This is a genomic window from Oscillospiraceae bacterium (genome assembly GCA_025757685.1).
Lineage (GTDB): Bacteria > Bacillota > Clostridia > Oscillospirales > Acutalibacteraceae > CAG-217.
Genome location: CP107220.1, coordinates 1,205,005 through 1,221,305, shown reverse-complemented (window position 1 = coordinate 1,221,305; position 16,301 = coordinate 1,205,005). Strand labels below are relative to the sequence as shown.

The window sequence follows — 16,301 nt, the reverse complement described above, 5'->3', positions numbered from 1 at the left end:
GCTAAAACCAGCAACAAGACCATGGGCATTTTTTGCATTTTGTTGTCCGGGCTGTGCTTTACGGGTATGAATACCTTTGTGCGCCTGTCCGGCGATCTGCCCACCATGCAAAAGGTCTTTTTTCGCAATTTTGTGGCGATGATCTTTGCCTTTTTGATGATGGTGCGCAAGAAAGACAGCTTTCGTCCCAAACCGGGGAACATTAAGTACCTGCTTATTCGTTCCGTTGGGGGCGTGGCCGGTATGGTGGGTAACTTCTATGCCATTGATCGACTGGACCTTAGCGACGCGTCTATGCTCAATAAAATGAGTCCCTTTTTTGCCCTGGTGTTCTCTGCGATCTTCATTAAAGAAAAAGTGCGGCCCAAGCAGGCGATTGCTATTGTGGTGGCATTCTTAGGGGCACTTTGCATTATTAAACCCACTTTTGCCAATGCAAATTTATTTGCCAGTGTTTGCGGCTTCTTAGGCGGTATGGCTGCCGGCGGGGCGTACACCTGCGTGCGGTACTTAGGGCTGCGGGGCGAGAACGGACGGTTGATCGTCTTTTTCTTCTCCGCTTTTTCCAGTGCGACGATGTTGCCGTTTTTGCTGTTTAACTATCATTATATGACCTGGCAGCAATGGGCAACCTTACTACTGGCGGGCGCTTGCGCCGCCGGTGGGCAATTCTCCATTACCGCCGCCTATACCCATGCTCCCAGCCGAGAGATCAGCGTGTATGACTACGCCCAGGTGATTTTTGCGGCCGTTGTGGGCTATTTGGTGTTTGGCGATGTGCCGGATGTGCTATCCTTTGTGGGCTACGCGGTAATCTGTGGTATGGCACTGTGGATGTTCTTCTATAATCGTAAGGCAGACGGCACTGCCCCTGCCAAAAAGGTGTAAAGGCAAAAAACTTGCTTTTTTTGACCAATTATGGTATAGTACGGATTGTACAGAATTTTATGGCAAGAGCCGTATCTTTCAACAGGGGGGATAACTATGAAGTGTCCGTTTTGCGGTTATGCAGAGAGCAAAGTGATTGACTCGCGTCCTACCGACGAGAATGAGCGCATTCGCCGTCGTCGGGAGTGTATGCAGTGCGGCAAGCGCTTTACCACTTATGAGATCATTGAGGATGTGCCCATTATTGTGGTGAAGAAGGACAAAAGCCGTGAGGTCTTTGACCGCAACAAAATTCTGAAAGGTATGCTCCGCGCCTGCGAAAAGAGACCGGTGACCGTAGAGGCTCTGGAGACTGCGATTTCTGAGATCGAGACCACTCTGCAAAGTGCCTTGGATCGTGAGGTCACCAGCGTGCGCATCGGCGAGCTGATTATGGAAAAGCTGCGGGGAATCGACGAGGTGGCTTATGTGCGCTTTGCTTCTGTTTACAAGGAGTTTGACAGCGCCAGTGCCTTTGTGGACGAAATTTCCAAATTGCAATAAACCTGTTTCGCGCCCGGCATTTGTCGGGTGCTTTTTTCTTTTTTATCTCGGGTATTGAAAACCTACTAAATATATGGTATTATAGGTTAAAGAAAGGATGTGACGGTATGAAAATCTCTACCAAAGGACGCTACGCACTGCGTATGATGTTAGATTTGGCCGAGCACAGGGAACAGGGCTTTGTGTCGCTGAAGGAGATCGCCGCCCGTCAGGATATATCCAAGAAGTATTTGGAGCAGATCGTGGCGGTGCTTAACCGCCCGGATTTCTTAAAGACCAACCGGGGCTACCAGGGGGGCTATCGTCTGGCCAAGACCCCGGACCAGTATACGGTTGGCGATATTCTTCGTTTGACAGAGGGCGGCTTGGCGCCGGTGGCCTGCCTGGAGGAGGAGCCGAACACCTGCCCCCGTGCCGCTTCCTGCGCTACGCTGCCGGTGTGGGCCGGGCTGTATAAAGCCATCAATACCTACCTGGACAGCATTACCCTGCAAGACCTGCTGGAGCAGGAGCACAAAAATGACGATTACTCCTATGTGATCTAAACGCGAACCGCCTTGTTGATACAGGGCGGTATTTTTTGTTCAAAGAGGGTTGACAAATACCCATAGGGGGTATATAGTAAAAATACCCCATGGGGGTATAGAAAGGAAGTGCTGTTGTGGCAGATAAAGACGAAATGCAGCCGGTTTGTGCTTGCTGTGCTAAGAAGAAAGTGCGAGACCCGGAGGAGTACCGGCGGCTGATCCATCGACTGAACCGCATTGAGGGCCAAATTCGCGGGATCAAGGGTATGATTGAGAAGGATGCCTACTGCACGGATATTTTGGCCCAGTCCGCAGCAGCCGGTGCGGCGCTGAATGCCTTTAACCGAGAACTGCTGTCCACGCATATTCGCACCTGTGTTGCGGAGGATATTAAGGCCGGCAAGGATGAAACGCTGGACGATTTGCTGGCCACATTGCAAAAATTGATGAGATAGCGGCGCATATTGGCGCCGGGAGGTGAGAGTTTGGAACAATACAATGTGACGGGGATGAGCTGCGCTGCGTGCAGTGCCCGGGTGGAAAAAGCGGTGCGCGCCGTGCCCGGGGTGGAAAGCTGCTCCGTCAGTCTGCTTACCAATTCAATGGGCGTTACCGGTACGGCTGCCCCGGAACAGATCATCGCCGCTGTGGAAAAGGCCGGTTACGGCGCCGGCTTAAAACAAAAGGGCGGCGCTGCCCCGCAGCCGGCGGCAGACCCGCTGAAAGATACCCAGACGCCAAAATTGTTGCGTCGGCTGATCAGTTCCGTGGTGTTTTTGCTGATTTTAATGTACTTTTCCATGGGACATATGATGTGGAACTGGCCGCTACCGTCGGCCTTAGAGGGCAACCACATGGCCATGGGGCTGCTCCAAATGCTGCTGACCATTATTATCATGATCATCAACGGCCGCTTTTTTGTCAGCGGCTTTAAGAGCCTGTGGCACCGGGCGCCCAATATGGACACCCTGGTGGCGCTGGGCGCAGCTGCGGCTTTTGGGTACAGCACTTACGCGCTGTTTGCCATGACCGGCGCCCAGGTGGCGGGCGATGCAGACGGCGTGATGCACTATATGCACGAGTTTTACTTTGAGTCCGCCGCGATGATTTTAACGCTGATTACCGTGGGCAAAACCCTGGAGGCCCGCTCCAAAGGCAAGACCACAGACGCGCTGAAGCGCTTGATGCAGCTGACCCCCAAGACGGCGGTGCTGCTGGAGAACGGGAAAGAGCGTACAGTACCTATTGAGCAGGTGATGTGCGGTATGGAGTTTGCCGTGCGGCCGGGGGAGCATGTGCCGGTAGACGGCGTCATTCTGGAGGGCAGCAGTGCGCTGGACGAAAGCGCCCTTACCGGTGAGAGCGTGCCGGTGGACAAGACCGTGGGCGATCCGGTGTCTGCCGCCACGGTGAACACCTCCGGCTACTTACGGTGCCGTGCCACTCGGGTGGGGGAGGACACCACTCTGTCCCAAATCATTCAAATGGTCAGCGACGCTGCCGCCACCAAGGCGCCCATTGCCAAGATCGCCGATCGGGTGTCCGGCGTGTTTGTGCCGGTGGTGATGGCCATCGCCCTGGTGACCACCGTGGTGTGGCTGCTTACCGGTCAGAGCTTTGGCTATGCGCTGGCCCGCGGGATCTCCGTGCTGGTGATCAGCTGTCCTTGCGCATTGGGACTGGCCACGCCGGTAGCCATTATGGTGGGCAACGGGCTGGGTGCCAAAAACGGCATTCTCTTTAAGACCGCTGTGTCTTTGGAGGAGACCGGCAAGGCACAGATCGTGGTGCTGGACAAAACCGGTACCATTACCGAGGGCACGCCTAAGGTGACAGACTTGGTACCTGCCCTCGGGGTGGAGGAAAGCCGCCTGGCAGCGCTGGCCTGTGCGCTGGAACAAAAGAGTGAGCACCCGCTGGCAAAAGCGGTGACCGCATACGGCGCGGAAAGGCAAATCACGCCGGAACCGGTCACGGATTTTGAGGCGCTGCCGGGCAATGGATTGCAGGCAACGCTGAACGGCAAATTGCTGCTGGGCGGCAGTCTCAGCTATATGCGTAGTCGGGTGTCGGTGCCGAAAAATATGGAACAGCAAGCGGCAGCGCTGGCGGAGCAGGGCAAAACGCCCTTGTTCTTTGCCTATGATGGCGCACTGCTGGGTATGATCGCCGTGGCTGATGTGATTAAGCCGGACAGCCCGGAAGCTATCGCAGCACTGCAAAAGATGGGTATTCGTGTCGTGATGCTCACCGGCGACAATCCTCGCACCGCTGCGGCTATCGGTCGGCAGGCGGGAGTCGATCGGGTGATTGCCGGCGTGCTGCCCCAGGGCAAGGAACAGGTGGTGCGCGACCTGATGAGGCAAGGCAAGGTCATTATGGTGGGCGATGGTATTAACGACGCGCCGGCCTTGACCCGAGCCAATATCGGTATGGCCATCGGCGCCGGTACGGATGTAGCCATTGATGCGGCGGATGTGGTGCTGATGCACAGCCGCCTAAGCGATGTGACCGCCGCCATTCGCCTAAGCCGTGCCACACTGACCAATATTCACGAGAACCTGTTTTGGGCGTTCTTCTATAATGTGATCGGTATTCCTTTGGCGGCAGGGGTTTGGATCCCCATTTTCGGCTGGACTCTGAACCCTATGTTCGGCGCAGCGGCTATGAGCCTGTCCAGCTTCTGCGTGGTGGCCAACGCCCTGCGGCTGAACTTTTTTAAGCTATATTCCCCCAAGCGGGATAAGAAAATCAAACACCCGGTGGTGCTGGCAGCACTGCCTATGGAAAAGGAGAATTCTGCAATGACAAAAGTAATGAAAGTGGAGGGTATGATGTGCCCCCATTGTGAGATGACGGTAAAGAAAGCGCTGGAGGCTCTGCCCCAGGTGGACAGCGCCGTTGCCAGCCACACGGACGGCACCGCCACGGTGACCTTAAACGGCGATGTGGATGACGCTGTGCTAAAAAAGGCCATTGAGGACCAAGGCTATACCGTGAAGGACTAAAAGGAAAAATGAAAGGCTCTCCGGCTTGCATGCACGTGCCGGGGAGCCTTTTTTGCGTTCTTCCACCGGGGGTGGAGTCATTTCCACGCACCGTGCCTTGCCAAATGGGCGCTCTGCTGCCTATACTGGAGTTGCCCCCGGGCAGAAAGGATGATTGTGTGAAACGGATTTTAGCTCTCTTACTTTGTGTGGTATCGGTATTGGCACTGTGCGCTTGCAGCAAGACAGATATTGCCCAACCGGCAGGCGCTCGGTTTGACAAGCCACTGCAGCAGCAGACGGAGAACCAACTCCAGCCCCAAAGCAATATTTACCTGACGGCGGATACATTCTACTATGCCACGGAGGATACTGATGAGCGGAACACCTTTGGCACGCCCCAAAAGCTGATGGCCTATGACCTGCTGACCGGCAAGACCCGCACGGTGCTGAACGGGGTGAGTGATATTGCGCAGCTGTGCCGCATAGGCAACACCCTGTATTTTACCTGCTATACTTATACTGACACGGACAAAACCCAGTGGGGCTTTTGCCTGTATGCTTACGATATAGACAAGGATTGGCCAGCATGCATTTACGCCACGCCCAATACCAGTGACGGGGTGGCGTTGGCTCCTTGCGGGTACACGCTGTTCTACCTGTGCAACACGCGGAACCAGGACGGTATGAGCGCAGACGAAAGCGGCAAAGGTGAGCTGCACGCCTGCACAGCCGCAGAGGACAAGGTGCTGCAATCCGGTCTGGAGACGGATCGTGCCTACTTCTATGATTGGTCGGACAGCGCGGCGTACCTGCTGACCAACAACGGCGGTACGGATTCGTGCTATCATCTGGACTACAAGGGAAAAATGACCCCCACCAACCACCGGCCCAAAACAGAGCCACGGGAAGAAAATGCCGAGCCCTCGACAAAACCGGTGATTGTGGCGGATTATCAAAATTATTCCATAGAGATCACCTGTACGGTACCCAAAAAGCCGGGAGACAGCGACTGTGGCTATCGTTATATTGCCGGGTATGTGCTCAAGGAAAAAGCCACCGGCAAGTCTTACGCCCTGTGCAGCGGCAGCTACTGGTATTATTACATTTAAAACGACGGTTGTCCCCTTTTGTCGCTTTTGTGCAAAATTGACAAATAATGCTTGCGAAGCGATGATAAAACTGGTAATATAGAAAGGTAAAGGGGGATTTCTATGTCCAGTCAAGTACGTACATATACGGCTAAGGAACGGAATATGTACCTGGTGGGTATGATGGGTCAGAATATGATCTACAACATCATCGGCACCGGGCTGTATTTCTACTTCCAGTCGGTGATCTTTATTCCGGCAATGGCCATCAGTATCTTTATGGCCGTGGCGCGGGTGTGGGACGCCATTAACGACCCAATGATGGGCACCTTTGTGGACCGCACCAACACCAAGTGGGGCAAGTGCCGACCGTATTTGCTGTTTTCACCGGCCGTTATTCTGGTGATCACCATACTGACCTTCTGTAACGGTATGTATAGCTCTGCCAACACCCCGGGCAAGAATGCCCTGATCGTGGGCTGGGCTGCCGTGTCTTATATCCTGTGGGGTATGTGCTACACGGTAGGGGATATTCCCTTGTGGGGCGTGACCTCCCGTATGACAGAGGTGGAGAAGGACCGGGCGTCCATTCTCTCCTTTGCCCGTATTGCAGCGGGCCTGGGCGGCGGCGTGGTGCTGCTGACCATCAATCCGCTGTCTCAGGCACTGGGGAAAAAGTTGGAGTCCGCTGCCGGTTCTGTACTGAAGGGCCAACAAATGGGCTTTATCATCGTGGCAGTGATCTTAACGGTAATCGGCTGTGGTATGTTCCAGATGACCGGTGTTTTTGTGCGGGAGCGTGTGCCCTCTGCGGAGCAAAAGTTCGGGTTTAAGGAGAACTTTAAGATCATGTGGGGCAACAAGCCCTTCCGCAACCAGCTGATTAGCGGTGTGCTGCGCTCGCCCATTCAGATTTTGCTGTCTGTTGCCATGACCCTGATGTCTTATTACTACGGCAACTACTTTGGCGATTATATGCTGTATATGATTATCTTCGGCGGCGCTATTTTTGGCGGTCAGTTTATCGCCATGGCGCTGGTGCCCAAGCTGGCGGAGAAACACGATAAAACGCGTATGCTCATCGGCTCTACCATTATGGGCGCCATTCCCTTTGCACTGATCTACCCGGTGTACCTGCTGGCGCCCCGGGATCTGGATCAGCCGCTGTGGGTGGCAATCCTGTTTGTGGTCTTTGCTCTGGCAGGCGGCGGCATAGGCGCTTTGAGTGTGCTCCAGTCCGTGATGATCGCCGACGCGGTGGACTATGAGGAGTACCACAAGGGCTATCGGCCGGACGGTGTGTTCTTCTCCGGCCAGTCTTTTATTACCAAGCTGTCCGCCGGGATCAGCTCCATTATTCAGGGCGTCGGCTACTCCATCGTGGGCTTTAGCGGCGACAATGTAAGCGCCTGCAACGAGGCTCTGCGTGCCGGTGCGTCCTTTAAGGATCAGTTTCCCCAGTATGCGGGGATGATGTTCTTCCTGTGTTCGATCCCGCCGGCTATCGGTCTGTTTTTGTCCATCATTCCGCTGCGTCACTACGGTATGACAGACGAGGAGCACCGCACCATTTTGGAAGCGCTGGTGCAGCGCCGTAATGCCCAGACAGAAGAAACCGCAGATAACTGATGAAACCAATAAAGCCTGAGGGCTGCGCGGCTCTCAGGCTTTTGCTATATTCGGAGGCATTATGACCATTCGACCCTATCGCCCGGCGGACCGGGACCGGCTGCGCCAAATTTGCCGGGAGACGGCGGCCAAGCCGTTTCAAAGAACCGGGCGCACCTTAGAGGCGGTAACGCTGATTTATAACGACTATTTTACTGCCTACGAGCCGGATCATATTTTTGTGCTGGCGGACGAAAGCGATCGGGCAGTGGGGTACATTCTCTGTGCTGCGGACTATCGGGGCTTTGTACATCGCTACCGCACCACTTATCTGCGCCGGGTGTTGCGCACAGCGCCAGATCAGGCGGCGGGCTTGCTGGGCTATTTGTGGTGCCTGGGCAAAATCAAAAACCGGCCGGTGCACTTCCACCTGGATATATTGCCGCCCTATCAGCGGCAGGGGTGGGGTACACGGCTAATGGACACCCTGTGCCGTCATTTGCGGGAGCGGGGCGTAGACTACCTTTCCTGCTGCGGGGTCAGCCGAGACTCCGCCGGGTACAAAATGTATCGCAAATACGGCTTTACAGAGAGTTACGATTACGGCCATAACATCGTATCTTTGTCCCTGCGGCTGTAAGTGAAATTGCAAAGTGGACAAATGTCTTTCATTTTGACGCACACTGTCGCTTTTGCACAAATAATACTTGCTATTTGCTACACATACTGGTAAAATAGAAGAAAAAATATAGGGGGACTCGATAAAGTGTCAAACCAAACAAGGACCTATACCAAAAAAGAGCGTAATATGTACCTCACCGGTATGCTGGGTCAAAACCTGATCTACAACATTGTAGCCACAGGTCTGTATTTCTATTTCCAAAATGTAATTTGCCTGCCGGCAATGGCTTTGGGCTGGATTTTTGCCCTGGCTCGTGTGTGGGACGCCATCAATGACCCGATGATGGGCACCATTGTGGACCGCACCCGTACCAAGTGGGGCAAATGCCGTCCGTACCTGATTATTTTCCCTGCCATTATCGGCGTGGTCACCGTTTTGGCATTCCTCAACGGCAACTATGCCACTGCCACTTCAAACACCCAAAAGGTGCTGATCGTGGCTTGGGCTGCCGTGTCTTACATCGCTTGGGGTATGTGCTTTACCGTGTGTGATATTCCGCTGTGGGGCATTACTTCCCTGATGACGGAGGACGAGGACGACCGCAGCAAGCTGCTGGGCTTGGCCCGTATCGTTGCCGGTATCGGCGGCGTTGGCGTGCTGGTGGTGCAGATCGCCCAGGTTGTAGGCGGTATTTTTGAGGGCAAAGGCTATTCTCAGGCCAAGGCTTCTCAGTACGGCTTTATCCTGACCGTGATTATTATGACCGTGATCGCCACTGTTCTCTTTGAGTTTGCCGGCATCGGCACCAAAGAGCGGGTGGAGCAGGCAGAGAAAAAATATACCTTTACCGAGAACTTCAAAATTATGTTCCAGAACAAGCCGTTCCGCCAGATTTTGATCTCCGGTATTCTCAGAAGTCCCATTCAGCTGCTCATGCTCATTGCCATGACGCTGATTACCTATTATTACGCCAACGGCGACTTTATGAATGTGTTGAAAACAGACGATACCGGTGCTATGGTGGGTATTAACTGGAGCATTTTGGTGCGCCTGGCTGTGATCGCCGCTGCCGTGTTCCTGGGTCAGTTTATTGCTATGGGCATTACTCCGTCATTGATTCGCAAGCACGAGAAAAAGAGCGTTTATAACTTCTATTCCGTTGCAGGCGCCGTGCCTTTTGCTCTGCTGTATGTGTTCTTTAAGATCGCCCACGGCGATGTAAAGACCTCTATGGTATGGGTGGTCCTTACCGGGCTGTGCTTCTTCTTTGCAGGCGCTGCCATGGGTGGTATCAATGTGCTCCAGTCCGTGATGATCGCCGACTGCGTGGACTACGAGGAGTACCACAACGGCGTGCGTACCGACGGTGTATTCTTCTCCGGCCAGTCCTTTATCACCAAGCTGTCCGGCGGTATCGCCTCTATCCTGTCTGCTGTGGTGTACCACTTTGTAGGTTATAGTGACGCCAATATTTTGAAGCTGAATGAAGCCCTGAAGAGCGGCGCAGATTTCTTGAGTTATGACGGTGGTTCCGGCGCCGGTAAGTACGCCGCCACCATGTTCTTCCTGATCTCCATTCCGCCTGCCATCGGTATGGTTCTCTCCGCATTGCCCACCATTAAGTATGCAATGTCCGATAAAGAGCATAGCCGTATCCTGAGCGAGTTGGTAGCTAAGCGCGCTGCTAAGGGCGAGGACAGCGCTGAATAAGATCAACCAATAAAAACAAAAGCACCGCTGCGGCGGTGCTTTTTTGTGCGTTCTATGCCTTGCTCTTTAGAAAAGAGGCTTCCGAGACTGCGCAAGGACGGCACAGCAATCCCTCTGTGCGCTTTTTACCGATTGTTGATACCGTACGCGTAAAAGACAAAAAGCGTGAATACAGCTGCTCTCAGGCTGCGCTAAAGGACAAGGACAGTGCGCGCTGCTGCTAAAAAGGAAATACAAAGAAATGGGTAATAAAAAGCGCTTCCCGCAGGAAGCGCTTTTTATGATTTTCAGGGTATTTAGGCTTCTTCGCTTTCCATCAGCTTTTCGCGCTTAGCCTCCAGCTCAGCCTGGGCCTGGGCCTTCACCTTGCCGGTGTACTTGTTAAAGAACATAGGAATGATGGTCAGGATAAAGCCCACAGCCGGTACAATGGTCACCAGCGCCAGCAGCATTTTTTGGGTGCTGGCAGACTGCTCAAAGAAGATTTGACGCCCGGCGTTATCCACCAGGGATTTGTCTACGGCCTTAAAGTCCGTTTGCGCCAGCAGCTGACCGAACACGAAGGTGGCAATTGCGGCGTTTACCTTAGACAGGAAGGTTTGGAATGCAAAGCACACACCCTCCTGGCGCTCGCCGGTCTTCCACTCCAAATAGTCGATGGAGTCGGCAATCAGCGCGTAGGTGATCACATTGTAAATGCCAAGGGGCAGACCCATCAGAAACAGGAAAATCCACAGGATAAAGATGTTGATCTTGGTTACATCTTGTGCCAAAATCACATAGCAAAGGCCGTGCACGGCAAAGCCAAACAGGGCGGAGCCAATGTAGATCTGCTTTAAGCTGAACTTCTTGCGCAGCAGGGGGAAGATGGCCATGGCAGGCACCATGCCCACGCCGATGGCTACGGTTAGGGTGGTTACAATGGTGCCGCGAGGGATCCAGAAGGAATAGGCTGCCGCAGCGTCCACATTGGGTACCAGGGTGCTTTGTGCGCCGGGCAGGAAGTCCATAAAGATCTGGCGGAAGTCTGTATAATTCTGAATAATAATGTAATTGCCGATATAGTCCGCGCATTGGTTGGCGGTAACCATAGTGGAGCCCAGAACGGAAGCGGCAATAACGATCAGCAGCAGCTTGTTCTTGCCCAGCACCACAAAAGTCTCCTTGAAGGAGGGGGTGTGGTCCATCTTGGGCACGCGCTCTTTGGATACAAAGAAGATGAGAATGGACAGCCCGCAGCCCAGCAGGGCAAAGATCAGGGCGCCTACAAAGAAACCTTTGTTATAGCCCATGTTGCTCTGGTACAGAATGGGCACCAGCAACGCCGGCAGAATGCCACCGAAGGTGGAGCCCAGGCGGGCGGTGGAAATAAAGGAAGTACGCTCACTCTCCAGCGGGGTAATCACAGAGGACAGACCCCAGAAAGGCACGTCCTGCACGGTAAAGGCCACACCCCACAGAATGTAGGTGATCAGCGCCCACACAAAGGCGGCGGTGGAACCCTCCTTAAAGGGCGCAGTAAACAGCAATATTGTGCAGATAGCAATGGGCACCGGTGCAAACAGCAGATAAGGCCGCATTTTGCCCCACTTGGACTTGGTGCGATCTACGATCATGCCCATCACCGGGTCATTGAGAGCGTCAAAGATACGGCCAATCAAGATGATTGTGGTACCCTGGGACAGGGACAGTCCGGCGCCGTTTTGGAAGAATACCAAGGTAAACATGGACATCAGCGTGTAAATACCGGAGCGGCCGAAGGCACCCACGGTAAAGCATATCCGCTCCCTGGTGGTTAGGTATTTTTTTTGTGGTTCGTTCATTATTTTTTCCTCACTTTCAGGGCGGGGAGAATCACAGGTGCGGCTTCTCCGGCATTTTTCATTTCACGCAGCAGCAGGTATTTCAGCTCCTGGCGCACATGGCTGTAACGGGGATCACGGATCAGGTTGCAGCGCTCAATGGGATCCTTCTCCAAATCATAAAGATAATCCTCAAAGTATACACCGGCATTGTACTTCAGATAGCCGGTAGGTGCTAAGGTGCGCACCGCGTATTTGAACCGGTCCGTACGAATGGCGCGGCCGCACTGACTTTCGCTGATCTGCATAAACACACAGTCGTGAAGCGGCTGTGTCGTCTGCTGCATTTGGCACAGATCCTTGCCCATGTAACTGGGCGGTATGGGAATGCCCGCCAGACTCAGGAAAGTGGGGGGCAGGTCAATGAGGGAGGTGAGCCGGTTCTCTGCCTTGCCGCCGTCAAAGCCGCCGCCTTTGATGATCAGCGGGGTGTGGGTGGCGCTGTCGTGGCAGGAGCGCTTGTACTCCAAATTGCGGGTCTTAAAGTGGCTGCCGTGGTCTGAGGAATAGATGATAACCGTGTCATCATAAATGCCCAGATCCTTGAGCTTTTGCACCAGGCGGCCCACATTATAGTCCAACCGATTGATGGCGGAGATATAGTCCGGGTACATCTCTTTATAGTCACCCTTTAGGAAGGTGAGGTCCGGGGGCAGAGGATAGTCCTTGTATTGATTGACGGTCTCTTTATAGCCCTCGTAATGATGGTGGTCGTTTTGGTGGTGGGGCTCCAGCTGGCTGATAAATAGGAAGAAGGGTTTGTCTGCCTCCCGTCCGCTCTCCAGGTATTCCAGAGCAAAGTCGTTGATACAGTCAGCCCGGTAGCCGGTAAAGTCCAGCTTGTTGCCGTCGCCGTCAAAGATGTAGCCGTCGTAGCCGTGGCTGGTGAATTCCAGCACATCCGCTGCCCGCCAGTAGCGGTACTCGCCCTGCTTCTCTTTCGGTACCGGCGTGGCCTCGCAGTGGGTGCCGATCCCCGGTAGCCGGTCAGAGGCCAAGTGCCACTTGCCCACATAAGCAGTGTCATACCCGGCTTCGTTAAAGTAATGGGCCAGCGGGGTAATGCTTTCCGGCAGGGGAATGCCGTTCCAGTAGCAGCCGCACTGGGTAGCATACACACCGGTTTGCAGGCATGCACGGGCCGGGCCGCACACCGGCTGGCAGGTAAAGTTGTTCTCAAAGAGGGTGCCCTCTTTGGCCAGCTGCATCAGGTTAGGGGTCACCGTTTCATTGACGGTATCCCACCGCTGCTGATCGCTGAAGTAGAAGATGATGTTCTTACGCTTTGCCATGTTCAACTCCTGTTCCTGAACTGCACCCGTGGGCGCAGCGTATTGTCTTTTTATTTATCCGGCCATAAAGCCGGTGATTGCATTATAGATATTCAGGCAGATAAATACGCCCAGCACCGCGGAAAATACCCGGGTGACGATCTTGTTGTTAGCCTTTTTATTCAGTGCTGCGCCAATGATACCGGCGATCACAGCTGCCGGGGCCGCAATTAGCAGAATGCGGTAGTCAAACTTGGGCACCGTGGCGGTGGCTACATAGGTCACCAGCTTGGACAGCTGGCTAAAGAAGATGACGGCCACGCTGTACACAGTGGCTTCCTTCATGCTCATAGAAAAGAACAGCAGGAAGAACATAATGTTGATGGGTCCGCCGCCAATGCCCAAGAAGCTGGACAGAATGCCCAGCACGACGCCACCCAGAAGAATGGTGATCGGGTTCTTTAAGTGAAAGCTCTTTTTGCCCTTGTTCACATACCATAGAGCCACTGTCAGCAGACAGGCCAACAGTACAGCCTGGTAAGCCATAGCCAGGTTGTCGCTGAGCAGTCGGTTAAACAGATCAAAAATGTGCTTGCCTGCAAAGCCGCCTAAAATAGACCCGGCAGAGATCAGCAGCACGGTCTTAAAGTCCACCTTGGTCTTGGCACGCAGGTGCTTTACGGTGGAACTGCAACTCATGGCAAAAACGGACACGGAGGAGATAAAGTTGATGACCTCGGTGGTGTCGTCTACCAGCAGGGTCAGCAGCGGTTTAATAATCACCCCGGAGCCGCCGCCTAAAAAGGCGCCGATGCCGGAAGCGAGAAAGATAATTACGCCGTAAACAACAAACATCATTGATCCTTGCCCTCCGTCTCTTGCTCCAAGTAAACAGTGGCAGAATTGTATGCCAGTTCAAAGCCCTCTTTGTCGAGAAGCTCTTTGATTTGCAGGTTCAAACGATTTTTGATTTGCCCCAGCTCCACTACGGTGGGGGCGATCACATAATAGTACACCTGCACATCCATGCCGTGGGCACCGTAATTCACAAAATCTGTTCGAATATCATCCTGTACGACTGCCGGATCGGCCTGCAACAGTGCTCGCAGATCCTGCTCAAACCGCTCTAAGTCCGTGCGGCTGTGTTTATAATGCAAAGTGAAAGTTTGGTCGATCAGTCGCTTTTCCATATCCGCATAGTTAATAATGCTCTGATTGGTCAGGGCTGTATTGGGCAGCACATAACGGCTGCCGTCCAGCGCTCGCAGGGTGGTGGAGCGCACGGCAATGTCCTCCACCGTACCGCTTAATTCTCCAACGGCGATAAAGTCCCCCACGCGAAACGGCTTGTTAAATACAATGATAAAGCCGGAGATCAGGTTCTCCACCGCATCTTTACAGGCAAAGGCCACAGCCACGCCGCCGATGCCTAAAGCGGCAAAAATGCGTGTGGCGGAGTAGCCCAGCAGTTCCAGCACCAGCAGTGCGCCGATGCAGATGATCACGATCTTGGCTACATTGGAGATAAAGCGAAAGGCGGTCAGCCGGGTTTTGTCCTCGCCGGCTGCCGTGTCAAAGGTATAGTTGTCCAGCTCGCCGTTCAGTAGGCGCACGCCGCCCCAGCAGGCGCACACAATGCCGCCGGCCTTAATGAGAAACAGGCCGATCTTATGCAGCTCTCCGGAGGGGGCGATGATTTGCAGACCCAGGGCAATGCCGGCCAGTACCAAGGAAAAGGCCAGGGGCTTTTTCAGTCCGTCTTTAATCAGGGATTGCACCCGGGGTTTGCGGCGGCAAAAGGTCTTGCCAATAACGGTGAGTATTCCCCCGGAAATGATATTTCGTAACAGAAGCAGCACCACAACGCTCCCCACAGCGATCAGCGTGCGGATCAGCAGTTCTTCAGTGGTTTCTACTCCTTGTATGTTTTTGCGCAGGTTCTCTACGAACTGCGGTATTGCGATGGTCAGCATAGACATTCCTAACTGCCCTCCAAAGAGGACGCTTCATTTCATAAGCCGTAAAATCTATTATATAATTTGTAAAGGACCTTGTCAATGCAGCGGGGCGTTAATGGTCGTTGTCGTCCAAATGGGTCGGAATACAGTAAAAATTGCTTTCCCACGCCGGAATGTACGGACTGTGGCGGAAGTACAGCTTGTAGTCCGGGCAAAGGTTTAGAATTTGCAGCGGTAGGGAGAACAAATCTTCGTTGCGATGGTAGGCGCATACATACAGTTTGGGCCGCCAGGTGATAATGGTGTGGGCGGCGCCGGTCAGCGCCTTGCTTTCGCTGCCCTCAATGTCCATTTTCAGCAGGGTCACCGGCGCGCCTTGCAGCAGGCTGTCCAGATCCGTGGCCTCCACCGCCGTACCGGTGGGCGACAGGTGGGAATTGCGCCCGGCACAGGCATTAAAATGTAAAGTGGTCTGCCGGTTCCAGGCACTTTTATTGTAAAGGTGAACGCCTTGCATACCCTCGGTGGAGCGGCACAGCTTTTTGAAGTTTTTGCCATCTGGCTCCAAGGCGTAAATGGATTTGTATTTTCCGCACGAATACTGCAAAAATTGGCGAATTGTGTCGCCGTTATAAGCACCCATATCCACCAAAATCTCCTGTTGGTTCACTTGCAAAATTTCGGTAAAAATCTCGTCCATATTTGCGAACGAATTGTAAAGGTAATCAACTTTACCGCTGATTTTGTAACGCAATACGGAATGATACACCCGGCGGCTCTCCTCATCGGCCAATTTGGCGTAAACAGTCTCTATTTCCGCCCGGTGGGCAGCGGCGTATTCCCGGGTAAACAGCCCTACGCCGGCCACCGGAATATCCGGTGCATACACCGGGTGCTCTCGATTGATCCGGGCGATGTTTTCCAGTACCTCCGGGCGCTGGCTGGCAAAGCCCAGTACCACATTAAAGTCCGTAAATTGGGCGCACACCTCCCGGTAGCGCTGCACCGTGTGGCCCAAAAAAGACTGGCCTCGCACAAAATCATCACTGGCAAAGACCGCAGTGATGTGCATTCCCTTGCTTTCTAACACGGCATTGATTTTCTCCGCCCCGTCGCCCATGCCATAGAGCACCAGGGGCTTGCCCTCCCGGCGCAGTCGGTCCCAAATATTCTCTTCCGTCAGCAAATCGTCTATCATAGCTACCTGCCTTTCTGCCTTATATCTTAACATATT

14 protein-coding genes are annotated in these 16,301 nt (G+C 53.7%); 9 read left to right on the top strand and 5 right to left on the bottom strand.

What is annotated here, in order from left to right; genetic code table 11:
* Window positions 1-21: 21 nt before the first annotated feature.
* The 9 genes from OGM59_05690 to OGM59_05650 all read left to right on the top strand — a co-directional run bounded on the left by OGM59_05690 (window position 22) and on the right by OGM59_05650 (window position 9,976).
* Complete coding sequence (locus OGM59_05690) at window positions 22-888, top strand: DMT family transporter (protein ID UYI91761.1); 867 nt, start codon at window positions 22-24, stop codon at window positions 886-888.
* Window positions 889-984: 96 nt separating this feature from the next.
* Window positions 985-1,431: a transcriptional regulator NrdR gene (gene nrdR, locus OGM59_05685; GenBank protein ID UYI90196.1), complete on the top strand. Its 447-nt coding sequence runs from the start codon at window positions 985-987 to the stop codon at window positions 1,429-1,431.
* Window positions 1,432-1,538: 107 nt separating this feature from the next.
* Window positions 1,539-1,976 carry an Rrf2 family transcriptional regulator gene (locus tag OGM59_05680; protein ID UYI90195.1) on the top strand — a complete coding sequence of 146 codons (438 nt, stop codon included), beginning with the start codon at window positions 1,539-1,541 and terminating at the stop codon, window positions 1,974-1,976.
* Between the two features lie 134 nt (window positions 1,977-2,110).
* Entirely contained in the window at window positions 2,111-2,413 is a 303-nt protein-coding gene (locus OGM59_05675) for a metal-sensing transcriptional repressor (protein ID UYI91760.1), read from the top strand.
* 30 nt (window positions 2,414-2,443) lie between these two features.
* Window positions 2,444-4,966, top strand: a complete 2,523-nt coding sequence (locus OGM59_05670; protein UYI90194.1) for a heavy metal translocating P-type ATPase — start codon at window positions 2,444-2,446, stop codon at window positions 4,964-4,966.
* 158 nt (window positions 4,967-5,124) lie between these two features.
* The gene (locus OGM59_05665) at window positions 5,125-6,057 is read left to right on the top strand and encodes a hypothetical protein (GenBank protein UYI90193.1); all 933 of its coding nucleotides are present in this window, start codon (window positions 5,125-5,127) and stop codon (window positions 6,055-6,057) included.
* 102 nt (window positions 6,058-6,159) lie between these two features.
* Complete coding sequence (locus tag OGM59_05660) at window positions 6,160-7,665, top strand: glycoside-pentoside-hexuronide (GPH):cation symporter (protein ID UYI90192.1); 1,506 nt, start codon at window positions 6,160-6,162, stop codon at window positions 7,663-7,665.
* A 61-nt stretch (window positions 7,666-7,726) separates the two neighbouring features.
* Window positions 7,727-8,284, top strand: coding sequence for a GNAT family N-acetyltransferase (locus OGM59_05655; GenBank protein ID UYI90191.1), 558 nt, complete (start codon window positions 7,727-7,729; stop codon window positions 8,282-8,284).
* Window positions 8,285-8,410: 126 nt separating this feature from the next.
* Window positions 8,411-9,976, top strand: coding sequence for an MFS transporter (locus OGM59_05650; GenBank protein ID UYI90190.1), 1,566 nt, complete (start codon window positions 8,411-8,413; stop codon window positions 9,974-9,976).
* 296 nt (window positions 9,977-10,272) lie between these two features.
* On the opposite strand, the gene OGM59_05645 is transcribed toward OGM59_05650, so the two are convergent.
* From OGM59_05645 to OGM59_05625, 5 genes are all read right to left on the bottom strand, one after another.
* Entirely contained in the window at window positions 10,273-11,799 is a 1,527-nt protein-coding gene (locus OGM59_05645) for an MFS transporter (protein UYI90189.1), read from the bottom strand.
* Window positions 11,799-13,130: a sulfatase-like hydrolase/transferase gene (locus OGM59_05640; protein ID UYI90188.1), complete on the bottom strand. Its 1,332-nt coding sequence runs from the start codon at window positions 13,128-13,130 to the stop codon at window positions 11,799-11,801. The genes OGM59_05645 and OGM59_05640 overlap by 1 nt, the downstream gene beginning before the upstream one ends.
* Before the next feature lie 54 nt (window positions 13,131-13,184).
* Complete coding sequence (locus OGM59_05635; protein ID UYI90187.1) at window positions 13,185-13,967, bottom strand: sulfite exporter TauE/SafE family protein; 783 nt, start codon at window positions 13,965-13,967, stop codon at window positions 13,185-13,187.
* Window positions 13,964-15,082, bottom strand: a complete 1,119-nt coding sequence (locus OGM59_05630; protein UYI90186.1) for a mechanosensitive ion channel family protein — start codon at window positions 15,080-15,082, stop codon at window positions 13,964-13,966. The genes OGM59_05635 and OGM59_05630 overlap by 4 nt, the downstream gene beginning before the upstream one ends.
* A gap of 97 nt (window positions 15,083-15,179) precedes the next feature.
* The gene (locus OGM59_05625; protein UYI90185.1) at window positions 15,180-16,265 is read right to left on the bottom strand and encodes an FkbM family methyltransferase; all 1,086 of its coding nucleotides are present in this window, start codon (window positions 16,263-16,265) and stop codon (window positions 15,180-15,182) included.
* Window positions 16,266-16,301 lie beyond the last annotated feature (36 nt).